Raw genomic sequence first — 21,211 nt, forward strand, 5'->3', positions numbered from 1 at the left:
GACAATACGTCTCAAGGCGCCGGCGGTGTTGACCGCGATCAACGTCGGCGCATCAGGCCGATAAAGAACAAGCCACCAATGGCGGCGGTGGCGATGCCGATGGGCAGGTCTTCGGGCGAGATCAACGTGCGCGCGGCGACGTCGACCCAGATCAGGAACAGGCTGCCCAGCAGCAGGCACACCGGCAACAGGCGGCTGTGCTCGGCACCGACCAGGCGCCGGGCGATGTGCGGCACCATCAAACCGACAAAGCCGATCGAGCCGCTGATCGCCACCAGTACGCCGGTCAACAGCGAACAGATCAGAAACGCCAGCAGACGGACCTTGCGCGCATTCAGGCCAAGGGTCACGGCGGTCTGCTCGCCGGCCATCAGCGCGTTCAGCGAGCGGGCCATGCCCAGCAGCAAGGCCAGCCCCAGCAACACGCTGATGGCCGGAATCGGCAGCAGCTCCCAGCGCGCCAGGCCCAGGCCGCCGAGCATCCAGAACATCACCGCCGAGCTTGCCCGGTGATCACCGAGAAACAGCAGCAGGTTAGCCGCCGCCATCATCACAAAGGCCACCGCCACGCCGCAGAGCAGCAGACGGTCGCTGTCCAGGCGGCCGTGGCGGCTGGCGATGGCCAGCACCAGCAGCATGCTGCACAGGGCGCCGATGAAGGCCGCCAGGGGCAAGGTCAACACACCCAGCAGTTCACCGATATGCAGCACCACCAGCACCGCACCGAGTGTTGCCCCGGAGGTGACGCCGAGCAGGTGCGGATCGGCCAGCGGGTTGCGGGTCACGGCCTGCAGCACGGCGCCAATCATCGCCAGGCCGCCGCCGACCAGCGCCGCCAGGAGCATGCGCGGCACGCGGATCAACCAGACGATATGCTCCTGGCCGGTGCTCCATGCAGGCGCTTGGCCGGTAACGCCGAACAGCTTGAACAGCAGGACCCGCCAGACCACCTCGACCGGCACCGGTGCCGAGCCGAAGCCCAGGGAGACCACGCAGGAGACCAGCAGCAGGGCGAACAGCCCGAGCAGCAACAGGCGATGACGGGCGCTTGCGGACCTCATGCGCCGTGCAGGCTCTTGGCGATGGTCTCGATGGCTTCGACGTTCTCAAGGCTTGGCGTGGCCGCCACGTATGGAATGACCACGAAGCGCTTGTTGCGGATCGCATCGACCGATTGCAGGGCTGGATGCTGTTGGAGAAACGCCTGCTTCTGCGCGGCGCTGACTTCGCCATAGTCGACGATGACAATCACCTCGGGGTTGCGTTCGACCACGCTCTCCCAGTTGACCCGGGTCCAGCTGGCCTCGATGTCGTCGAGCACATTGCGCCCGCCCGCTGCGGCGATCAGCGCTTCGGGCATGCCCAGGCGCCCGGAGGTCATGGCCCGGTCTTCGCCGCTGTCGTAGAGAAACACCCGTGGGCGCTGTGCCGGCAAGTGCTGCTGGACCACGGCGACGCGCTGTTGCATCTCACTGATCAGTCGCTCGGCGCGCGTCTGCACGTCGAAGATCCTGCCGAGGTTGCGCAGGTCGGTGTAGGTGTCATCCAGGCTCGCGGCCGGGCGCTTCATGACAAAGGCGCAGGACTCGGTCAACTCATAGACCGGGATGCCCAGCGGCGCCAGGCTCTGTGGCGTCAGGTCGCCACCGACGCGCATGCCGTAGTCCCAGCCGGCGAACAGGAAGTCGACATTGGCATTGAGCAGGGTTTCCACCGACGGGTACTTGGCCGCCAGTTCCGGCAGGCCGTCGAGTTGCTTGCGCAACTGCGGGGTCACCGCCTTCCAGCCGCTGACGCCGCTGTAGCCGACCATGCGCGAGCGCAGGCCGAGGGCGAGCATCATCTGGGTCATGTTGATGTCATGGCTCAGGGCATGCTCCGGGGCTTGGGTGAAGGTCACCTGGCGGTTGCAGCTCTGCACGGTCAACGGGTATTGGGTCGCCTCGGCGAAAACGCCGGGGCTGGCCAGCAGCAAGGCCAGGCCGAGCAGCAGGGTGGATCGAATCATCGCTGGGTTATCCAGGTAAGGCGTGGGTGGTCAGCCAGAGGGTGGCGGTCGATCAGCGCTTGCACGCCGAACACCTCCTGCAGCAACTCGGCGGTCAGCACCTGGTCAGGTGTGCCGCTGGCGACGATGCGCCCATGGTCGAGCACGTACAGGCGATCACAGAAGGCCGCAGCCAGGTTCAAGTCGTGGATGCTCGCCAGGGTGCCAATGCCCAGGCGCCGCACCTGCTGCAGCAGCTCCAGCTGATAACGGGGGTCGAGGTGGTTGGTCGGCTCATCGAGGATCAACACCTGGGGTTGCTGGACCAGGGCACGGGCGAGGATCACTCGCTGCTTCTCGCCGCCGGACAGGCTGGCGAAGGTGTGGTCATCAAAACCCTGCAGGCCGACCGCCTGCAAGGCCTGTTGCACCAACTGGCGATCCGCGTGACTGTCGCCGTCGAACAGGCCTTTATGGGGCGTGCGGCCCATGGCGACGACTTCCTCGACATTCAGGCCGAAGGCATCGGGAAACTCCTGCAGCACCACGGCAATGCGCTGGGCACACCAGCGCGAAGACTGCTGCCACAGGTCATGTGCGCCCAGGCGCACCTGGCCGCGTTCCGGCTTGTTGAAGCGGTAGGCGCAGCGCAGCAGGCTGGTCTTGCCGCTGCCGTTGGGGCCGATCAGGCCGACGAATTCGCCGGCGCCGACCTGCAGTTCAACGTCGCGCAGCTGGAACTGGTGGTGGCAGTGGCCGTGGCCCAGGGGCGACCAGTACAGGTCGCTGATACTCAGGGTACTCATCAAGGTCCTGCGGGCCTGAAAAAGCGGGGGCCTATGTTAACGGATTTGCTGTAGGAGCGGCGGCGCGACGATTCGCCTTACCCCGCGATAGCGGTTCTTCAGTCGCAGGGTATCGCGGGGCAAGCCCGCTCCCGTGTCGCCTGGGTAAGGCGCGATCAGTGATCGCGCCCGGGGTGGATCAGAAACTCAGGTCGACCTTGGTCCAGAGCGTACGCCCTGGCTCGTTGATCGGCTGCGGGTCGCTGGCCGGGTAGCCGAAGCCGGCATTGCCCGCCAGGTTCAAGTGTTCGGCGTACGCCTTGTCGAACAGGTTGTCGACCCCGGCACTGAGCTTGAGGTTGTTGCTGACCTTGTAGGCGCCGTTGAGCGAGAACACGCCGAAACCGCCGCTCTTCTCATAGTCCTTGCCCACCACGTTGCCGGAATTCTCGGCGATGCGGTTTTGTGCCGCGACCAGGCGCCACAAGGCGCCGGCGCTCCACACATCACGGCTGTAGGTCAGGCCCAGGCGGCTTTCCAGCGGTGGCATCTGCGGCAGTGCCTTGCCGTCGCTGCTGTTCTTGCCCCACGCGTAGGCGAGGGTGGCGTCGGCTTTCCAGTTGCTGGACAACTTGTACGCCGCGCCCAGTTCGCCGCCCATGATCCGCGCGTCGATGTTCTGCGCGCGCGAGCTGGGCATGCCCATCATCCCCGGCCGGTAGTCGAAGAGGATGTAGTCGCGGATCTGCCCGACATAGCCCGAGGCCCAGGCGTCGATGGTCTCGGTCTGGTACTGGATGCCGAAGTCGAGCTGGGTGGTTTTCTCCGGCTTGATACTGTCGAAGGCGTTGACTGAACCGGCCGGACCGGACTTGGGCGAGAACAGCTCCCAGTAGTCGGGAAAGCGCTGGGCGTGGCCGAGGCCGACGTAGGTGGTGGCGGGAACGTCCACCAGGTCATGCTCGTAGCGGATAAAACCGCTGGGCAGGGTATCGGCGCGGGTGTTGTCGCGAGTGGCGCTGGTGGCTCGGTAATCCTTGGCCGAGGCACGGTCCAGGCGCGCGCCGGTGATCAGCCGGTCCTGTTCGGCGGCGTACCAGGTCAGTTCGCCGAACACCCCGTAGTTGTGGAAGTCGGCGTCCTTGGTCCAGGCCATGTGCTTGTGCGCATCGACGCCCATGCCGCCGCGCTGGCGGTGTTCGTTGGTCTGTGCGTCGATGCCGCTGATCAGTTGCAGGTCATCCCAGCGCCAAGTGCCCTTGATCCGCCCGCCGAGGGTGCGGCGGTCGACGTTGCTGACCATCGGCATGCCCATCATGCCCATGCCTGAGGGCGTGCGCAGGCTGTAGTTGTCCATCACGTGGTCGGCATAGTTGTAGTAGACCTGAGCTTCGAGCTTGTCCCAGACCTCGCCGATGTTGGACTTCTCGAAACGCAGGCCAAGGCTTTCGCGCTTGAACTGCGAGCCGTCCATGCCGCGCCCGGCATAGCGGGCTTCACCGTCGCCCTTGCCGGCGGTCAGTTCCACCAGGGTGTCGGCGTCCGGCGTCCAGCCCAGGGCGACGTCACCGTTCCATTTGTCCCAGCGCGACGGCACGGTGTCGCCATTGCCGTCTTCATAGTCATCGGAGCGCGACTGGTTGCCGACGAAACGCGCATAGCCGTAGCGATTGCCGGCGGCGGCATCCAGCACCTTGTCGAAGCGGCCGTTGGAGCCACCCAGCAGGCTGGCATTGACGCGGCTGCCGAGCTCGCCGAATTTTTCCGGCTCGCGGTCAAAGAGGATGGTCCCGGCCGAGGCGCCCGGGCCCCAGATCACGCTTTGCGGGCCCTTGATCACGGTCAGGCGGTCGTAGGTTTCCGGCGAGATGTACGAAGTCGGGGCATCCATGCGGTTGGGGCAGGCGCCGAGCATCACGCCGCCGTTGGTGAGGATGTTCAGGCGTGAGCCGAACATGCCGCGCAGCACCGGGTCACCATTGGTGCCACCAGCGCGAATGGCCGAAAAACCCGGGATGGTTTTCAGGTAATCGGCGCCATCACTGGCCGGTACCGGCTGGCGTGGATCCTTGGGGTTGGTGACGATAGTCAGTGGCGAGCTGGGAGCCACGGCGGTGATCACCGTCGGGCTCAGTTCGGCCTGGTCATGGACATGCGTGTCCTGGGCCTGGTCGGCGGCCAGGGCCAGGGGGCTGAGCAGGGTGCCGCAGATCACGGCGATGGTTCCTTGCAGGGACAGACGAAAAACAGCGGTGCAGCCGGACATAATGATTCCAACATCGATCAGTCATAAGGGTGCGCGCAGTCGACGGCAGTTGCCGGACTTCGGGCGCAGGTAGTGGGCTCAGACGACGATGAGGGAAGGCGGCGCGCGGCTGCGGGCGCCGGGGAATACCGTTTGCCGGGCATGGCCCTGGCGCGGGTGGACGAGCAGTCGGTGGCTGGCGGGAACGGCTTCGGTGTTGAGCAGGCTCAGGGCCTGGGGCAGCGCCGGGCAATGGAAGAACAGGCTGCAATAGCCGCACTTCTCCCAGATCACCTTCAGCGCCGGGCTGCCGCCGTGATGGCTGTCGGCATGGCAATAATCGGCAGCGCTGTCCATGCTCATGCCGGCCGGCATGGCACGGTGATCCATCGGCATCGACTGGGAAACCAGTGGGCCGATAAAGATCATCAACATGGCGAACAGGCTCAGCCAGCTGCCGCGAACCGTCCTCGACTCAGGACGCGCGGTGTGGCTGAACCTGCTGCGGGCGATCGTCACGCCGGGCAGCCTTCAGCGATCAATGGCTGTGGGCGGCTTCCTCGGGTGCCTGCTTCTGTACCGCGACCTCGACGGTGATATCACCGGCGTTCTTGAAGTGCAGGGTCAGCAGGAAGCGCTTGCCATCAGCCAGCAGGCTGCGGTCCTTGGGTTGCATCAGCATCACGTGGTAGGCACCGGGGGCGAACTTCAGGTCGCCACCGGCAGGGACGTCGACGCTCTGTACCTGCTGCATTTTCATCAGGCCGTCCTTGTGCACATGCTCGTGCAACTGGGCATCGTCGCTGATCGGGCTGTTGACGCTGAGCAGGGTGTCGGCAGTCTTGCCGTTGTTATGCACAACGAAATAGGCCGCCACGTTGGGCGCGTTGGGCGGCAGTTCCTGCGACCACGGGTGAGCGATATGCAGCTCGCCTACGGTGTATTCATGGGCATTGGCAAAGGTCGCCGGCAGCATCAGTGCGGCCAGCAGCAGGGCGTTCTTGAACATGGTGATTCTCCAGTCGATTCAGGTTCGCAGCAGGTAGCGCAGTGAACTCAGACCAGAGGGGAGGCGCGTGGGTTGAGGGCCGGCCACTGTTGCCGGGGTGTCGGCTGGTGGATGGCAAGCAGCGCAGGCGCGGGGGCGAAATCCTGGCTGGGCACCAGCAAGCGTGGTGGGTGGCCAGGCAATGCCAGCAAGGGCGCTGCGCCAGAGCAGCACCAGCAGTGCTGCATGCTGGAGTGATCATCGCCTTGCTGGCCGAGGTCGATCTTGCCCAGGGCAATGATTTGCGCCTTGGCCTTGCCGCCGACACTCGAACAGAAGGCGCCCCATAGCAGTTGTTCGGCCGGCCCCTTGGGGGCTGCGGACGCCAACGGCATGGCCAGCAGATTGAACAGCACTGCGAAGCAGGCGATCCAGGCAATGGCGGGCCGATATGGGGACATGGAAAGATCCGGTCAGGAATCAGAGGTGGCTATTGTAACGCCCAGTATAGGGAAAATTACCGGGGGTGCGGTGAAGTGCCGCACACCCGGCACGCATCAGGCCTGCTTGTTGCGGCCCATCAGCCCGCGCACGGTTTCCTGCAGGTCGGCGGGCAGCACCACGACCTTGGCGTTGTCGCTGCTGGCAAGGCTTTCCATGGCGCCGATGTAACGCTCGCCCAACAGGTACATGGCCGGGGTGATCTCGGTACCCACCGCGTCCTTGACCAAGGTGATCGAACGCGCCGAGGCTTCGGCGAGGTTGATCTGCGCTTCGGCGTCGAGCTTGGCTGCCTGCTGGCGCGCTTCGGCTTCAAGGATGGCGGCCTGCTTGGCGCCTTCGGCCCGGGTGACGTCGGCTTTACGTTCACGCTCGGCGGCGGCCTGGCGCTCCATGGCCGCCTGCATGTTCTGCGACGGCTTGATGTCCTGGATCTCTACCGAGCGCACGGTCACGCCCCAGTCTTCGGTCTGCTCGGACATGGCTTCGCGCAGGCGCGCCTTGATCTGTTCGCGGCTCGACAGCGCTTCGTCCAGGTCCATGGCGCCGACGATGGCGCGCAGCGAGGTCATGGTCAGGCTGGTCACTGCGAAGGAGAAGTCCTGGACACCGTAGGCGGCTTTTTGCGGGTCGACGACCTTGGCGAAACACAGGGCGTTGGCGACGATCACCGCGTTGTCGCGGGTAATGATTTCCTGCTGCTGCACATCGAGGATGATGTCCTTGGTCGGCAGGCGGTAGGCGACCACGTCCATGTACGGGATCAGCAGGTTCAGGCCAGGTTTGAGGGTGCTGTGGTAGCGGCCCAGGCGCTCGACGATCCACTCCTCGCCCTGGGGCACGATGCGCACGCCCTTGAACAGGGTGAGGAGGGCGAATGCGGCGATCGTGCCGACGACGATAAGGCTGGTCATGAGTCAAAGCTTCCTTTTTTGCTGATCAGGCCCGGGTAACCCGGGCGGTATTGCCTTCGATGGCGGTGATGCGCACGCGCTCGCCCGAGGGAATCTCGGCATCGGCAACGCAGATCCACTCCTCGTTGCCCAGGATGGGTTTCTGGAAGCGCACGCGGCCTTTCTGGAACTCAGAGACCGTGGCGGTGAGCAGGCCGACCTCGCCGATCACGCTGTCGGCGGTCCAGCGGGTGTCTGGCTGCTTCTTGCGAAACACCTTGAACCACAACAATGTGGTGATGGATGAGAACACCACCCACAGCAGCATTTGCATGTCGAGTTGCAGGCTCGGCGCCAGAAAGGCGATGAACGAAACCAGCACGGCGCCGATGCCGAACCAGAGGATGAAGAAGGTTGGCAGGACCAGTTCGAGCACTACAAGGCCGAAACCGAATACCAGCCAGATCCACCATTGCATTTCCATATGGGTGAAGTCTTCCGGGGGGAGGAGGGGTGTAGTGTAAGGCAGAGGGGTGGGGACGGGGCAAATCAACCCAGTAAGAAATTTCTTAAAATCTGGTTTGTATGGCTATGCGCCCACAGGTTGTGGTGCAAGCAAATCCATCAAGGCAGGTCTGCCAGCAGCTTTGAAGGACTGAAGAATTCCCTGTCGACTTGCGGCAGCACTGGTCGCTTGAGGACCAACACCGGCACTCGCCGTTGCCTGGCGATTTCAAGTTTGGGCTCGGTCGCCCCGCTGCCACTGTTCTTGCTGATCAGCACATCGATCTGCCGGCGCTCGAACAGCGCGCGTTCGTCGTCCAGGTGAAACGGCCCGCGTGCGCCGATCACTTCGCAACGCTCATTGCCCGGGCAGGCTTCAAGGGCGCGCAAGGTCCAGAACTGATGGGCGGGAATCTCGTGCAGATGCTGCAGTGGCTCACGGCCGAGGGTGAACAGCGGGCGTTGGAACGGGCGCAGGGCTTCGATCAGCTCGGCCCAGTCGGCCACCTCGCGCCAGTCATCCCCGGCCTGGGCTTGCCATGCCGGGCGGCGCAAAGCCCAGCACGGCACGCCGGTCAGCTGCGCGGCGCGAGCAGCGTTGGCGCTGATCTGTGCGGCGTAGGGGTGGGTGGCGTCGATCAGCAGATCGATGTTGTGCGCAAGCAGGTAAGCGGCCAAACCCTCGGCACCGCCAAACCCTCCGACCCGCACCTGGCAGTTCAGGTCAGTGGGCACCCGGCCAATTCCGGCCAGGCTGTAGACCTGCTGCGGGCCCAGGGTGCGGGCAATGGCCAGGGCCTCGGTGATGCCGCCGAGCAACAGGATGCGCTTCATGCAAAGCCCCCCGCATGGCCAACGATGCCACCCTGGCGATCGATGGCGAACACCTCCACCTGCACCTGCGCCGGCACCACGCTGCGGGCAAAGGCCAGGGCATGGGCGCAGACCGCGTCGCCCAGGGCAACGCCGGCGGCGCTGGCCAGGGCCAGCGCCTGCTGGCTGGTGTTGGCCTGGCGAATCGCGTCTTGCAAGGCGTCGTCGGCACCGATCGCCGCCGCCCAGTCGGCCAGTTGCGGCAGGTCGATGCTCGAATGGCGGCTGTGCAGGTCCATGTGCCCGGCGGCCAGCTTGCTGATCTTGCCAAAGCCACCGCACAGGCTGAGTTTATCCACAGGCACTTTGCGCAGGTGCTTGAGCACCGCGCCGACAAAGTCGCCCATTTCGATCAGGGCGATTTCCGGCAGGTTGTAGACTCGGCGCATGGTGTCTTCGCTGGCGTTGCCGGTGCAGGCGGCGATGTGCTGGTAACCGTTGGTTTTCGCCACGTCGATGCCCTGGTGGATCGAGGCGATGTAGGCCGAGCAGGAGAACGGCCGGACAATGCCGCTGGTGCCGAGGATCGACAGGCCGCCAAGAATGCCCAGGCGCGGGTTCATGGTTTTCAGCGCCAGGCTTTCACCGTCCTGGACGCTCACCGTGACCTCGAACCCGCCTGCGTAAGCGTGTTCGGCGGCCAGGCGCTGCAGGTGTTCGGTCATCATCCGCCGGGGTACCGGGTTGATGGCCGGCTCGCCAACCGCCAGTACCAGCCCGGGGCGGGTCACCGTGCCGACGCCCTTGCCAGCGACAAAGCGTACGCCAGGCTCTGCCTGTAAACGCACGCGGCTGTACAGCAGGGCGCCGTGGGTGACGTCCGGGTCATCGCCGGCATCCTTGAGGGTGCCGGCCTCGGCGCCATCCTCCAGCAGGCGGCAGAACTCCAGGCGCATCTGCACCACCTTGCCCTTGGGCAGGGTGATGTGCACGGCGTCATCGCCCTCGCCGGCAAGCAGCAGGCGGGCCGCTGCGAGGCTGGTGGCGGTGGCGCAGCTGCCGGTGGTCAGGCCGCTGCGCAGCGGGGCGGGTTGTTCCCGGGTCTCGTCACGCATCGACAGGCTTGACCGCTTCTAGCAGGGTAATCGGCAGGGCCTGGCGCCAGGTGTCGAACTCGCCCAGCGGTTGCGCCTGGGCGATATGGATACGGGTCAGCTCGCCGCCATGTTGCTCGCGCCAGTTGACCAGGGCCAGCTCGCTTTGCAGGGTCACGGCATTGGCCACCAGGCGCCCGCCCGGGCGCAGTTGCTCCCAGCAATGCTGCAGCACGCCTTCGCGGGTCACGCCGCCGCCGATGAAGATGGCATCAGGGCGCTCCAGGCCCTGCAGGGCCATCGGTGCACGGCCGCGGATCAGTTGCAGGCCGGGCACGCCGAGGGCATCGCGGTTGTGTTCGATCAACTGCTGGCGGCCCTCATCGGACTCGATGGCCAGCGCCCGGCAACTGGGGTGGGCGCGCATCCACTCGATGCCGATCGAGCCGCTGCCGGCGCCGACATCCCAGAGCAGTTCGCCCGGTCGCGGCGCCAGGCGCGCCAGGGTAATGGCACGCACATCGCGCTTGGTCAGCTGGCCATCGTGCTTGAAGGCGCTGTCCGGCAGACCGGCCAGGGGCGACAGGCGCGGCGCATCGGGTGCGGCCAGGCATTCGATGGCGATCAGGTTCAAGTCGGCAACCTGCGTGTGCGCAAAGTGCTCGGCAGTGCCCTCAAGTCGGCGTTCGGCGCTGCCGCCAAGGTGCTCGAAGACCTGCAGCCGGCTCGGCCCGAAACCGCGCTCACGCAGCAATGCGGCGATGGCAGCCGGGCTGCTGCCATCGTTGCTCAGCACCAGCAGGCGCACGCCGCTGTACAGATGAGCATTGAGCGCCGCGATCGGCCGCGCCACCACCGAAAGGCTCAGTACCTCCTGCAGCGGCCAGCCCAGGCGGGCGGCGGCCAGGGCGCAGGAGGAGGGCATCGGCAGCACGTTCATTTCACTGACATCGAGCTGCCGCGCCAGGCTGGCGCCCACGCCATAGAACATCGGGTCGCCGCTGGCCAGTACGCACACCGGTTCGCCACGCAGGGCCAGTACCGGCGCCAGGGAAAAAGGGCTGGGCCAGAGCAGGCGTTCGCCAGCGATGCAGTGCGGCAGCAGATCCAGCTGGCGCTGGCCGCCAAACACCCGTGAGGCGCCCAGCAGCGCGCGCCGGGCATTCTTGCCCAGGCCACTGAAACCGTCTTCACCGATACCTACTACTGTCAGCCAGGGCGACATGGATTTCCTCAATTCAACGCAATCCGACCGGCAGGCTTTTCATGCCTTCGGACAAAGCAGGCATAATACCGCGCCTTCTACACTGAAGTGCCTTTTCACGATTGCCGGGTGACCTTTTGAACCAGCCTGTATCGGCCCACCAGCCCCAAGCTTCGCTGCGTCCCTCGGCCTGTCCGGGGTTGTGGCGCATCGTCCAGGCGCTGGATGGCGGCATCTGCCGGATCAAGCTGGCAGGCGGTGCGCTGACGGCTGATCAGGCCGATGCCGTTGCCACTGCGGCCGAGCGCTATGCGGGGGGTGAAATAGAAGTCACCAACCGCGGCAACCTGCAGATTCGTGGCATTGCTGGCGAGCATGGCGCTCTGATCGAAGGGCTGCTGGCGGCGGGCCTGGGCCCGCGTGATGCGGCCGGCGATGATGTGCGCAACCTGATGCTCAGCCCCGTGGCCGGCCTTGATCCGCAGCTGCTGATCGACACCCGGCCCTTGGCACAGCAGGTGCTGCAAGCGCTGGAGACCACCCCGCGTTTTCATCAGCTGTCGGCCAAGTTCGCCGTGCAGCTGGATGGCGGTGAGGCCCTGGCAATGCTTGAACACCCCCATGACCTGTGGCTCAGCCCCCTGAACCTGGACGGCGAACTGTGGCTGGCGTTCGGCCTGGCCGGGTGCCCGGCCAAGGATGCGCCATTGGGCGCTGTGCCCCTGACCCGGGGCCATGAGCTGGTGCTGGCGGTGCTCAACCGTTTTCTCGACCTGGCCCGCCCAGAGCAAACACGGATGCGCCAGTTGCTGGCCGAGCATGCACCGGAGGCCTTTACCGCCGGGTTGGGCTTGCCGATCCGGGCTGACGCAGCGGTCTGCCAATGGCGCCGCTCGCTGACAGCGGCCAGCTATCTGGGCATTTATCCCCAGCTGCAAACCGGCCTGAGCGCTGTCGGTGCCGCAGCGCCGCTGGGCCGCCTGAACCCTTCGATGCTGCGCGGCGCGGCCCGGCTTGCACGTGAACAGGGCGACGGCACCCTGCGCATGACACCCTGGCAAAGCCTGTTGCTGCCTGCTATCGCCCAGCGCCATGCCGAGCGGGTCAGCGAGGGTCTGGCCCAACTGGGGCTGCTGGTCTCGGCGAGTGAACCACTGTCCCGCCTGGTCGCCTGCAGCGGTTCCGCCGGCTGTGCCAAGGGCCAGGCCGAAACCAAGGGCGATGCCCGCCTGCTGGCGCCCCTGCTGGCCCCCGGTGCCCCGGCCAGCGTGCACCTGAGTGGCTGCCCGCGCTCTTGCGCCATGGCCCATGTCGCCCCGGCGACCTTGCTGGCGCAGGGCTCCGGCCACTACGACTTGTATCTGCGTGACGGCGCCCAGCCGGGCTTCGGCCAGCTGCGCGCACGCAACCTCACACTAAAAGAAGCTGGCGCATTGCTAGACGCCTGCTCACGGAGCACCCTTGATGATTGATTACATCCGCGATGGTCAGGAGATCTATCGCAATTCCTTCGCGATCATTCGAGAGGAAGCCCGGCTCGATCGCATCCCGGCCGATCTGGAAAAGCTCGCGGTCCGCGTGATTCACGCCTGCGGCATGGTCGATGCGATCGATGGCCTGCAGTTCTCCCCGGGTGCCGGCAAGGCCGGGCGCGATGCCCTGGCCGCTGGCGCGCCGATCCTCTGCGATGCACGGATGGTCTCCGAGGGCATTACCCGCGCGCGCCTGCCGGCCAACAACCCAGTGATTTGCACCCTGCGCGACGAGCAGGTGCCGGCGCTTGCCCGCGAGCTGGGCAACACCCGTTCGGCGGTGGCCCTGGAGTTGTGGCGGCCGCACCTGGAAGGCAGCGTGGTGGTGATCGGCAACGCGCCGACCGCGCTGTTCTACCTGCTGGAAATGCTCGACGCCGGCGCGCCCAAACCCGCGCTGATCCTCGGCTTCCCGGTGGGCTTTGTCGGCGCTGCCGAATCCAAGGCGATGCTCGCCGCCGACAGCCGTGGCGTACCCTTCGTGATCATGCAGGGGCGCCTGGGCGGTAGCGCCATGGCCGCCGCGGCCGTCAATGCCCTGGCCACGGAGGTCGAATGATGCAGGCTCGTGGACGTTTGCTGGGCCTGGGCGTCGGCCCTGGCGACCCGGAACTGATCACCGTCAAGGCGTTGCGCCTGCTGCGCGAATCGCCGGTGGTGGCCTACTTCGTCGCCAAGGGCAAGCGCGGCAACGCCTTTGGCATCATCGAGAGCCATTTGCAGGAGGCCCAGACCTTGCTGCCCCTGGTGTACCCGGTGACCACCGAAGTGCTGCCGGCGCCGTTGTCCTATGAACAGGTCATCAGCGATTTTTACGATGCCGCCAGCCTTGAGGTTGCCGCGCACCTGGATGCCGGCCGCGACGTGGCGGTGATCTGCGAAGGTGATCCGTTCTTCTACGGCTCCTACATGTACCTGCACGACCGCCTCGCCGAGCGTTATGACGCCCAGGTGATCCCGGGGGTCTGCTCGATGCTCGGCGGCGCCTCGGTGCTCGGTGCGCCGCTGGTCTATCGCAACCAGAGCTTGTCGGTGCTGTCCGGTGTGCTGCCCCACGACGAGCTCAAGCGTCGCCTGGCCGATGCCGATGCGGCGGTGATCATGAAGCTTGGGCGCAACTTCCCCAAGGTTCGCGATGTGCTGACTGAGCTCGGCCTGGCCGAGCGTGCGCTGTATGTGGAGCGGGCGACCATGGCCAACCAGAAGATCGTGGCCCTGGATGAGGTCGACCCGCAATCCTCGCCGTACTTCTCGCTGATCATCGTTCCCGGTGAAAGGTGGCAAGGCTGATGACGCGCAAAGCACCGGCCATCGTCATCCTTGGCAAAGGCAGCCTGGCCACTGCCCGCAAGATCCAGCAGTTGTACCCGGATGCGCTGATCCATGGCCTTGAAGGCCGGGTTGAAGGCGCCGACTGCAGTTACCAGGCGTTCGGCGCCACCTTGTGCCAGCTCTATCAGCAAGACACGCCGATCATTGCCCTGTGCGCTGCCGGTATCGTCATCCGCACCTTGGCCAGCCTGTTGCTGGAGAAGGGCGCCGAGCCGCCGGTACTGGCGGTGGCCGAGGATGGCAGCGCCGTGGTACCGCTGCTCGGTGGCCTGGGCGGGGTCAATGTCATGGCCCGGGAAATCGCCGCCGGCCTGGGTGTGGCGGCAGCGATTACCACCAGCGGCGAGCTGCGTTTCGGCACCTGCCTGCTCAATCCGCCCAGCGGCTATGCCCTGGCCGACCTTGCGCTGGGCAAGCGCTTCGTCTCCGACCTGCTGGCCGGTGAACCTGTGCGCATCGACGGCGCCGCGCCTTGGCTTGAGCAGGCCCAGTTGCCGCAAAGCGAGCAGGCGCAGTTGGCGATCCATGTCGGTTGTGATGCCCGTGAAGCCTCGGCCAATGAACTGGTGATCTATCCGCGCTGTGTGCTGGTGGCGGTCAGTGAAGTGCCGCCGGAGCTGGCCAAGGCCATCCGTGCTGCCCTGCAGGCTGCACGGATTGCCGAGCCGGCGCTGGCCTGCCTGCTGGCAGCCGACGAACACATGGCCAACCCGGCCCTGCACGCTGCGGCGGCCGAGCTGGGTGTGGCCTTGCGCTTTGCTCCAGGCGCTGGCGATGCCAGTGCCCTGGCCGCTCAGGCAATGCCGCAATTGCTGCCACCGCAGCCGGTGACCGATGGCCTGGCCATCGTGGTGTCGAACCAGCCGATCGATCCGCAACAGATCGGCCGCGCCCGTGGGCGCCTGGCCGTGATCGGCCTCGGGCCTGGCGCTGCCGACCTGATGGTGCCGGCGGTCAAGGCCGAGCTTGCGCGGGCCAACGATGTGCTCGGCTATGAAACCTATGTGCGCATGGCCGGGCCGTTTCGTGCCGACCAGGTGCTGCATTGCACCGACAACCGCGAAGAGATGCAGCGTGCCCGGCATGCCTTCGAACTGGCGGCGCAAGGGCGTTCGGTGGTGGTGGTGTCGTCGGGAGATCCGGGCGTGTTCGCCATGGCCGCGGCGGTGCTCGAAGCGTTGCATGAGTCGAGCGATCGGCACTGGCACGCTGTGGAGCTGCAGATGCTACCCGGTGTTTCGGCCTCACTGGCAACTGCGGCGCAGGCGGGCGCACCGTTGGGCCATGACTTCTGCGTACTGTCGCTGTCGGACAACCTCAAGCCCTGGTCAATCATCGAGAAACGCCTGGACCTGGCCTGCCAGGCCGACCTGGCGCTGGCCTTCTACAACCCGATCTCGCGCTCGCGTCCGTGGCAGCTTGGGCGGGCCCTGGAAATCGTCCGTCAGCACCGTAACGCACTAACCCCTGTAGTCCTTGGCCGCGACATCGGTAGGCCGGGACAGACGCTAAGGGTGGTCACGCTCGGTGAGCTGCAGCCGGAAATGGTCGATATGCGCACCATGGTGCTGGTCGGGTCCTCGACTACCTGCGAGTTTGCCCGCGCGGACGGTGGGCAGTGGGTCTATACCCCGCGCTGGTATCCGGCGCAGGATTGACGCTGCAGTGGAAGGCTTTCGATCCTGATTGAAACGGCCGTCTCGAATAGCGTGAAAGCCCCTGTCGATACCGACCGGGGCTTCATGAAAAGGACTATTCGAGATGAACGACACCACAGAAATTCTCAGCACCAATACCGCCGCAGTTCTTGAGCAATCGTTGCTCGCGTTTGGCGCCGGCATGTCGGTGCAAAGCCGTACCGACGTGAAGAACTCATACCAGTTCGCGTCTCTGGTGGCTAGCAAGCTGTATGACCAGGAAGGCCAGGGTGAAGCCTGGTTCAAGCAGTTTCTCAAAGTCCTGCAGGATTGTGGCTGGGTCACCGCACGTCGTAGCTATGAGCGCGAGTTTACCTCCTCCAAGACGTTGACCGTCGGCGCCGTGGCCGCCAAGGCGCTGGGCGCTATAGGCACTGCGGTAATGGGCGGTCCCATCGGCGTGGCGCTGAACAAGCTGACCAACGACGCGCTGGCGAAACTGGGTCAGGTTGATCAAGCGCAGAAGCTTTTTGACCGTAACGTAAAAAACAAAAGGACCGCCACAATCGGTTTGGCCTCCTGCATTGAAACCTCCGAGGGGGAAGTGGTCCTGGCCATGAGCTGCGTGCATTCCGACACCTCTGCCAAAGACCTGGATGTCTTCGTACTGGAATGGAACAGCAGCTCTGCCGAGTTCTACACCGGGACTGCGGCGCTGTCATTCAATAAGCCGGTGTATGAGCGGGTGCGTGCCACCATCGAAGAGAAGCTGGGCGAGCGCAGTGTCAACAGCGTGCTGGACTACGAGATCTGACCGCCGGGGGTGGCTCGTTCGTCGGGCCACCCTGCCATTTCAAACGCAAGGATGACAGAAATGGACGACTACTCGGTATGGACGGCGGGTGGCACCCTGTTGCTGGTTGCCCCTGAAGTATTGCCTGCTCAGCGCCAGGCAATAATCGACTCACTGGTGTACTCCCAATTACGTGCCAACAAGGTCGTAGGTTCGCGCTTCATGAACTATTCGCTTTGGTATGGGCGTTACCGCAAGGAACTTTCAGAGCGCGGCTGGATGATTACCCAGTTCTTCCATGATACGCGGTCTGCAAGCGCCGATTCGTTGCTTGCGCCAATCCAGCCGGTGCGCCTGTGGCTGGACAGCCAGTATGAGACGGCGGACGGCATCATCGAAACCGCATTGAGCACATTGAAAGGCACGCAGAGCAACCTGGAGGCGTTTCGCCGTTTCACGTTCGAAGGCACCAAGTACGGTACGCGGATTGCCCTTGAGATTGGCCTGGTGCATCCGGGGCCTGTGATCAACCTGTGCAGTATCGCCTTGCACACCTGCGAGCCTATAGAGCAGGTCAGTATCGAGGGACCATTGCTTGCCAGGGCGTTGCAGGGGGACGTTGTGGTCAAGGGGCTGTTGGCGCAACTGGATGATCAACAGTTCGAGCCACATCGTGCTCAATTGCGCGTGTTGATCGAGCGTAAGCAAAAGGAGCAACCGGCTCTGGTGAATGAAGTGCCAGGAGGCCCCCATGAGTGAGCAACAGGCAGCAGTAGTGGGCGCAAGTCTGATGTCGTTCATGCCTGGCCTGTCACCCGGGCAACGCAGTTCGGTACAGCTCGCAATTCTGCAAGCCGAGCAGGAAACGCGTTTCGTCCATGAGCAGGGCCAGGTCGAGGACTGGTACAGCTATTACAAGAACAAGCTCAAGTTTTACGGTTGGGACGCGGTACCGCCCAGTGAGGTGCATTGGCCTGGCCAGGAGCGCTCAGGCATTGTCGACAGCGCGCTCAAGGCTATCTCGGCTATCGCCGGTGACGACTACGCGCTATCGACTGAACGGGCCATGCAAGGCTTGAAGCGCAATGCCAGGGCCTTGTTGCAGTTTGAACAGCGCACGCGCCAGCAAGGCGTGTTTCAGTTGTTGCCCTGTGCGCCAGCCAGGAACGGCTCGGTCGATATGGTGTTGTATCACGAGCTGGTCGACGTATCGGAGCTCAGTGCAGGCTTTCTGTATCGCCAGCGCCGACAAAAGCTGCTCAGGGCGGAACTGGTGCGCTTCAATACCCGCCTGTTCGATCAGCAGTTCAGAAGCAAAGTGCAACGGAGCCTGCAGAACGTCGCCCTGCGGGAAATTCTTGACCTCAAGGTCTAGGGCACCAGATAACCCTTGATCCCGGTAAAGATGATCTGCGCCGCCAAGGCGCAGACAAACAGCCCCATCAACCGGCTGACGATCTGCAACCCCTGGTCGCCCAGAATCCGCTCGATCCGGTGCGAGAGGTACAGCACCAGGCCGACGGTGAAGCTGGCCAGGGCAATACTGACGATGGCCAGCAGCTTGTCGTCCCAATGCGGCTGGCTGACGCCCATCACCAGCAGCGCACCGATGGTGCCGGGGCCGACGGTCAGAGGGATGGTCAGCGGGACGATGGTGACGTCCTGCTGCACGCTGTCGGTCTGCACCGCCGACTTGCCCTGGGCCATACCCAGCGCGGAAATGAACAGCACGCTGCCGGCGCCGATACGGAATGCATCGGCGGTGATGCCGAACACACCGAAAATCACCCGGCCGAACAGGTACAACAGCACGCTGGCAATCAGCACCGCAATCGCCACGCGCCAGGCCAGTTGTTTGCGCTCCTTGCTGGAATGGCCGCGGGTCAGGCTGATGAAGCACGAGAGCACGAAGAACGGGCTGTAGAGCACGAGCATTTTCAGGTAGACGCTGAACAACTCATGGAGCATGGCCGAAGCTCGCGACAAGGGTGACGGGAAGAAGTGTATCAGGGGCCGGGGGGATTACGGGGTAGGAATCTGGCTCGATTCGGCTTCGCGGCGCGCCACCCAATGTTCGATCAACTCGCGCAACTGCGACAGTTCCACCGGTTTGGACATGTGCCCGTCCATGCCGGCCAGGCGTGCACGTTCCTTGTGCTCGGCAAGGATATGCGCGGTCAGCGCCACCACCGGCGTGCGCCGGCGCTGGTTACTGACTTCCCAGATGCGCAATTGCTGGGTGGCCGAGAAGCCATCGAGCACCGGCATTTCGCAATCCATCAGCACCAGGTCGTAGTGGTTGGCCTTCATCGCCTGCAGGGCCTCTTCGCCGTTGCTGGCGGTGTCTGGCTCCAGGCTCAACTTGCCGAGCATGCCGCGGATCACCTTGGTCGAGATGTTGTTGTCTTCGGCCACCAGAATGCGGAAATCGCTGGGCAGGTTCAGCGGCGCCGACAGGCCGGTCTGCACCGGGATACTTGGCTGGCCCTTGCTGCGCTGGGACAGCTCTTCAGCCAGGGTGGTCTTGAGGGTGTAGCCGGCCACCGGTTTGGCCAGGATGCGTTTCACTCCGGCATTGCGGGCGATGACCTTGCTGGGTGCATTGCTGATACCGGTGAGCATCACCAGCAGGATGTCGTGGTTGAGGCTCGGGTCTTCCTTGATTTTCGCCGCCAGTTGCATGCCGGTCATGCCGGGCATGTTCTGGTCGAGCAGCACCGCGTCGAAGTAGTCGCGCAGGTGCGCCTTGGTACGCAGCAGGGCCAGGGCCTCTTTGCCCGACGGCACGGCGCTGACGTTCATGCCCCAGGCGCTGCACTGCTGCACCAGCACCTTGCGGCAGGTGTCGTTGTCGTCCACCACCAGCACCCGGGCGCCGCGCAGCGGCCCGTCGAGGTCTGCCAGTGGCTGTTCCAGGCGTGAAGGGTCAAGCGGCAGGGTCATCCACAGAGTGTTGCCCATGCTGTGGCTGGTCTTGATGCCGAACTCGCCCTGCATCAGGGCGATCAGCTGCTTGGCGATGACCAGGCCCAGATGGCCGCCGAGCTTGTTGCTGGAAAGGAAATGCTTGCTGTGCAGCTCAGCCTGCAGCAGTGCTTCGCGCTCACCTGGCGGAATCGGCTCGCCGCTGTCCTGCACGGCAATGCGCAGGCGCGGGCTGTCACCCCGTTGGTCGAGGGCGACCACCAGGAGGATTTCACCCTGGTCGGTTTTCTTCAGGGCATTTTCCAGCAGGCCCAGCAGGGCCTGGCGCAAGCGTGTCGGATCGCCGCTGATGACCCGTGGCACCTGCGGTTGGGTGAAACTGATGAGTTCGATGTTCTGCTGTTCGGCCTTGGCCCGGAAGATACTCAGGCAATCTTCGATCAAGGCATTGAGGTCGAACTGCACGTCATCCAGTTCGATCTGCCCGGATTCGAGCTTGGAGATGTCGAGGATCTCGTTGATCAGGGTCAGCAGCTCGTTGCCGGCGCTGTGGATGGTCTGCACGTAGTCACGTTGCTTGACCGACAGCGGGGTGCCGAGCAGCAGCTCGGTCATGCCCAGTACGCCGTTCATGGGCGTGCGGATCTCGTGGCTGATCTTGGCCAGGAACTCGGCCTTGGCATTGATCTCGGCGTTGCTGGCGGCCAGTTCGCGGCTGGCGCTGAAGCGTTCTTCGCTGATGCGCCGCAGGCGCTCGCTGACCGCAAGATTGAGCAGCAGGCCGCTGATGCTGGTCAGCCCCAGGAGTATGAACAGCAGCCATTGGGTTGGCGTGCGGGTCAGGCCAAGCAAGGCCGGCAGTACCACCAGGCAGCCGATGTTGAACGCCAGCATGGCCAGGGCGAACAGCCGCGCCGGGGCATAGCCCTTGTACCAGTGATAGCTGGCCACCAGCAGCATGGTCAGGCTGGCCAGCGCCATCAGCGCATAGGTCATCAGGTTCAGTGGCAGGGTGTCAACGAACAGCAGCAGCAGGCCAAAGAGTGCGATCACCAGCATCTCCACCTGCAACAGGCGGCTCAGGCGTGGTTGTTCACAGGGCGTGAAGAAGCGCAGGGTGAAGGTCAGGCCGGCCAGCGACGCGAGCAGGGCGGTCAGGTAGGCCGCAGGCGTTTGCGCCGAATGCCAGAGGCTCCACCAGGGGCCACTGAGGTTGAGCAAAATCAGCGCGCTGAGCAGCATCAGCGCGTGGTAGACCGCCAGGGCCAGGCTGGTACTTGAGCGTGAGTAAGCGAAGCGGATCAGGTTGTGCAGCATCAGCATCAGCAGGCAGCCGAACAGCAGGCCGAAGAACAGCGGCTGGCGCTGGTCGGCGGCGGCCTGGGCAGCAGGCTCCAGGCTGATGGCCGGGCGCAGCTGGTGCTCTGATACCAGGCGCAGGTAGATGTCTAGCGCGTGCGCACTGTTGGGCAGGGCCAGCACATGGTCGCTGCTGCGCAGGTAAGGATCGTCGCTGTCGTTCAGGCGACCGTTATGGATCTGCTTGATCAGCCGATCGCCGTCGAGGGCGTACAGGTCCAGGCGCGACAGGTCGGGGGCGAAGACCCGCAGCAGTTTTTCCTGCTGCCCGGGCTCCAGCCGGTAGTGCAGCCACAACGCCTGGTCGGGCGTGGCAGCGTTGAGTTCGTTGAGTTCGAGGGGGCTGAACTGGTTGCGGTAGCGTTCCGAGCGTACATCGCTCAATTGCAGGCTGGCCTGATCGTCAAGCAATACCGCCCAACCACTGCCTTGTTCGGCCGCAGCCGGGAACAGGCAGAGCAGGGTCAGCAAGCTGACGGTGAGGCCAATGGCAATCCTGAGCCAACGCACGACGAAATCCCTTCTTAGCTGAATGCCGGATGGTAACTATGCGCGGCGCGCCAAGCCGAAGGCAAGGCCCATGGCGGGCCTTGTCGACAAGCCGGAGGCAGGACGCTTG

General features: G+C 64.6%; 21 protein-coding genes. 7 read left to right on the plus strand and 14 right to left on the minus strand.

Going from position 1 to position 21,211, the window contains the following annotated elements:
• Positions 1–38: 38 nt before the first annotated feature.
• The 12 genes from NLX68_RS11020 to cbiE all read right to left on the minus strand — a co-directional run bounded on the left by NLX68_RS11020 (position 39) and on the right by cbiE (position 11,035).
• Complete coding sequence (locus tag NLX68_RS11020) at positions 39–1,061, minus strand: iron ABC transporter permease (RefSeq protein WP_254283998.1); 1,023 nt, start codon at positions 1,059–1,061, stop codon at positions 39–41.
• Positions 1,058–2,008, minus strand: a complete 951-nt coding sequence (locus NLX68_RS11025; RefSeq protein WP_254283999.1) for an ABC transporter substrate-binding protein — start codon at positions 2,006–2,008, stop codon at positions 1,058–1,060. The genes NLX68_RS11020 and NLX68_RS11025 overlap by 4 nt, the downstream gene beginning before the upstream one ends.
• Positions 2,005–2,793 (minus strand): ABC transporter ATP-binding protein, encoded by a 789-nt coding sequence (locus tag NLX68_RS11030; RefSeq protein ID WP_254284000.1) that lies wholly within the window; start codon positions 2,791–2,793, stop codon positions 2,005–2,007. The genes NLX68_RS11025 and NLX68_RS11030 overlap by 4 nt, the downstream gene beginning before the upstream one ends.
• Before the next feature lie 178 nt (positions 2,794–2,971).
• Positions 2,972–5,038: a TonB-dependent copper receptor gene (locus tag NLX68_RS11035; RefSeq protein WP_254284001.1), complete on the minus strand. Its 2,067-nt coding sequence runs from the start codon at positions 5,036–5,038 to the stop codon at positions 2,972–2,974.
• 78 nt (positions 5,039–5,116) lie between these two features.
• Positions 5,117–5,536, minus strand: coding sequence for a DUF2946 domain-containing protein (locus NLX68_RS11040; RefSeq protein WP_010221662.1), 420 nt, complete (start codon positions 5,534–5,536; stop codon positions 5,117–5,119).
• A gap of 19 nt (positions 5,537–5,555) precedes the next feature.
• Positions 5,556–6,026, minus strand: a complete 471-nt coding sequence (locus tag NLX68_RS11045) for a copper chaperone PCu(A)C (protein ID WP_254284002.1) — start codon at positions 6,024–6,026, stop codon at positions 5,556–5,558.
• Between the two features lie 47 nt (positions 6,027–6,073).
• A complete protein-coding gene (locus tag NLX68_RS11050) occupies positions 6,074–6,466 on the minus strand; it encodes a DUF2946 domain-containing protein (protein WP_254284003.1) in 393 nt (130 codons plus the stop codon).
• A 96-nt stretch (positions 6,467–6,562) separates the two neighbouring features.
• Positions 6,563–7,420 (minus strand): SPFH domain-containing protein, encoded by an 858-nt coding sequence (locus NLX68_RS11055; RefSeq protein WP_254284004.1) that lies wholly within the window; start codon positions 7,418–7,420, stop codon positions 6,563–6,565.
• A 25-nt stretch (positions 7,421–7,445) separates the two neighbouring features.
• Positions 7,446–7,883, minus strand: a complete 438-nt coding sequence (locus NLX68_RS11060; protein WP_010221667.1) for an NfeD family protein — start codon at positions 7,881–7,883, stop codon at positions 7,446–7,448.
• A 140-nt stretch (positions 7,884–8,023) separates the two neighbouring features.
• Positions 8,024–8,737, minus strand: a complete 714-nt coding sequence (locus NLX68_RS11065; protein ID WP_254284005.1) for a cobalt-precorrin-6A reductase — start codon at positions 8,735–8,737, stop codon at positions 8,024–8,026.
• Positions 8,734–9,831, minus strand: a complete 1,098-nt coding sequence (locus NLX68_RS11070; RefSeq protein ID WP_254284006.1) for a cobalt-precorrin-5B (C(1))-methyltransferase — start codon at positions 9,829–9,831, stop codon at positions 8,734–8,736. Before NLX68_RS11070 ends, NLX68_RS11065 begins: the two co-directional genes overlap by 4 nt.
• Positions 9,824–11,035 carry a precorrin-6y C5,15-methyltransferase (decarboxylating) subunit CbiE gene (gene cbiE, locus NLX68_RS11075; RefSeq protein ID WP_254284007.1) on the minus strand — a complete coding sequence of 404 codons (1,212 nt, stop codon included), beginning with the start codon at positions 11,033–11,035 and terminating at the stop codon, positions 9,824–9,826. Before cbiE ends, NLX68_RS11070 begins: the two co-directional genes overlap by 8 nt.
• 116 nt (positions 11,036–11,151) lie before the next feature.
• On the opposite strand from cbiE, the gene cobG reads away from it, so the two are divergent.
• From cobG to NLX68_RS11110, 7 genes are all read left to right on the plus strand, one after another.
• Positions 11,152–12,486: a precorrin-3B synthase gene (gene cobG / locus NLX68_RS11080; protein ID WP_302056143.1), complete on the plus strand. Its 1,335-nt coding sequence runs from the start codon at positions 11,152–11,154 to the stop codon at positions 12,484–12,486.
• A complete protein-coding gene (locus NLX68_RS11085) occupies positions 12,479–13,105 on the plus strand; it encodes a precorrin-8X methylmutase (RefSeq protein ID WP_254284008.1) in 627 nt (208 codons plus the stop codon). The genes cobG and NLX68_RS11085 overlap by 8 nt, the downstream gene beginning before the upstream one ends.
• Positions 13,105–13,836, plus strand: a complete 732-nt coding sequence (locus tag NLX68_RS11090; protein WP_254284072.1) for a precorrin-2 C(20)-methyltransferase — start codon at positions 13,105–13,107, stop codon at positions 13,834–13,836. Before NLX68_RS11085 ends, NLX68_RS11090 begins: the two co-directional genes overlap by 1 nt.
• Positions 13,836–15,536, plus strand: coding sequence for a precorrin-3B C(17)-methyltransferase (gene cobJ, locus NLX68_RS11095; RefSeq protein WP_254284009.1), 1,701 nt, complete (start codon positions 13,836–13,838; stop codon positions 15,534–15,536). Before NLX68_RS11090 ends, cobJ begins: the two co-directional genes overlap by 1 nt.
• 103 nt (positions 15,537–15,639) lie before the next feature.
• Positions 15,640–16,329, plus strand: a complete 690-nt coding sequence (locus NLX68_RS11100) for a hypothetical protein (protein WP_254284010.1) — start codon at positions 15,640–15,642, stop codon at positions 16,327–16,329.
• 60 nt (positions 16,330–16,389) lie between these two features.
• Positions 16,390–17,067, plus strand: coding sequence for a hypothetical protein (locus NLX68_RS11105; protein WP_254284011.1), 678 nt, complete (start codon positions 16,390–16,392; stop codon positions 17,065–17,067).
• Positions 17,060–17,683, plus strand: coding sequence for a hypothetical protein (locus tag NLX68_RS11110; RefSeq protein WP_254284012.1), 624 nt, complete (start codon positions 17,060–17,062; stop codon positions 17,681–17,683). Before NLX68_RS11105 ends, NLX68_RS11110 begins: the two co-directional genes overlap by 8 nt.
• Here the strand turns inward: NLX68_RS11110 and NLX68_RS11115 are convergent.
• Both NLX68_RS11115 and NLX68_RS11120 read right to left on the minus strand, forming a co-directional pair.
• Positions 17,680–18,276 carry a MarC family protein gene (locus tag NLX68_RS11115; RefSeq protein WP_254284013.1) on the minus strand — a complete coding sequence of 199 codons (597 nt, stop codon included), beginning with the start codon at positions 18,274–18,276 and terminating at the stop codon, positions 17,680–17,682. The genes NLX68_RS11110 and NLX68_RS11115 overlap by 4 nt on opposite strands.
• A gap of 54 nt (positions 18,277–18,330) precedes the next feature.
• The gene (locus NLX68_RS11120; RefSeq protein WP_254284014.1) at positions 18,331–21,102 is read right to left on the minus strand and encodes a hybrid sensor histidine kinase/response regulator; all 2,772 of its coding nucleotides are present in this window, start codon (positions 21,100–21,102) and stop codon (positions 18,331–18,333) included.
• Between the last annotated feature and the right edge of the window lie 109 nt (positions 21,103–21,211).

Origin of the sequence: Pseudomonas sp. SBB6, from assembly GCF_024213215.1 — a bacterium.
Taxonomy (GTDB): Bacteria; Pseudomonadota; Gammaproteobacteria; order Pseudomonadales; family Pseudomonadaceae; genus Aquipseudomonas; species Aquipseudomonas donghuensis.

Bases quoted from the DNA above. Each gene is read 5' to 3' on its own strand.
- NLX68_RS11045 (WP_254284002.1), bottom strand. From the start codon at position 6,026: ATGTTCAAGAACGCCCTGCTGCTGGCCGCACTGATGCTGCCGGCGACC.
- NLX68_RS11060 (WP_010221667.1), bottom strand. From the start codon at position 7,883: ATGGAAATGCAATGGTGGATCTGGCTGGTATTCGGTTTCGGCCTTGTA.
- cbiE (WP_254284007.1), bottom strand. From the start codon at position 11,035: ATGTCGCCCTGGCTGACAGTAGTAGGTATCGGTGAAGACGGTTTCAGT.
- NLX68_RS11030 (WP_254284000.1), bottom strand. From the start codon at position 2,793: ATGAGTACCCTGAGTATCAGCGACCTGTACTGGTCGCCCCTGGGCCAC.
- NLX68_RS11115 (WP_254284013.1), bottom strand. From the start codon at position 18,276: ATGCTCCATGAGTTGTTCAGCGTCTACCTGAAAATGCTCGTGCTCTAC.
- NLX68_RS11020 (WP_254283998.1), bottom strand. From the start codon at position 1,061: ATGAGGTCCGCAAGCGCCCGTCATCGCCTGTTGCTGCTCGGGCTGTTC.
- NLX68_RS11085 (WP_254284008.1), top strand. From the start codon at position 12,479: ATGATTGATTACATCCGCGATGGTCAGGAGATCTATCGCAATTCCTTC.
- NLX68_RS11100 (WP_254284010.1), top strand. From the start codon at position 15,640: ATGAACGACACCACAGAAATTCTCAGCACCAATACCGCCGCAGTTCTT.
- NLX68_RS11050 (WP_254284003.1), bottom strand. From the start codon at position 6,466: ATGTCCCCATATCGGCCCGCCATTGCCTGGATCGCCTGCTTCGCAGTG.
- NLX68_RS11055 (WP_254284004.1), bottom strand. From the start codon at position 7,420: ATGACCAGCCTTATCGTCGTCGGCACGATCGCCGCATTCGCCCTCCTC.
- cobJ (WP_254284009.1), top strand. From the start codon at position 13,836: ATGACGCGCAAAGCACCGGCCATCGTCATCCTTGGCAAAGGCAGCCTG.
- NLX68_RS11035 (WP_254284001.1), bottom strand. From the start codon at position 5,038: ATGTCCGGCTGCACCGCTGTTTTTCGTCTGTCCCTGCAAGGAACCATC.
- NLX68_RS11025 (WP_254283999.1), bottom strand. From the start codon at position 2,008: ATGATTCGATCCACCCTGCTGCTCGGCCTGGCCTTGCTGCTGGCCAGC.
- NLX68_RS11110 (WP_254284012.1), top strand. From the start codon at position 17,060: ATGAGTGAGCAACAGGCAGCAGTAGTGGGCGCAAGTCTGATGTCGTTC.
- NLX68_RS11065 (WP_254284005.1), bottom strand. From the start codon at position 8,737: ATGAAGCGCATCCTGTTGCTCGGCGGCATCACCGAGGCCCTGGCCATT.
- NLX68_RS11090 (WP_254284072.1), top strand. From the start codon at position 13,105: ATGCAGGCTCGTGGACGTTTGCTGGGCCTGGGCGTCGGCCCTGGCGAC.
- NLX68_RS11070 (WP_254284006.1), bottom strand. From the start codon at position 9,831: ATGCGTGACGAGACCCGGGAACAACCCGCCCCGCTGCGCAGCGGCCTG.
- NLX68_RS11105 (WP_254284011.1), top strand. From the start codon at position 16,390: ATGGACGACTACTCGGTATGGACGGCGGGTGGCACCCTGTTGCTGGTT.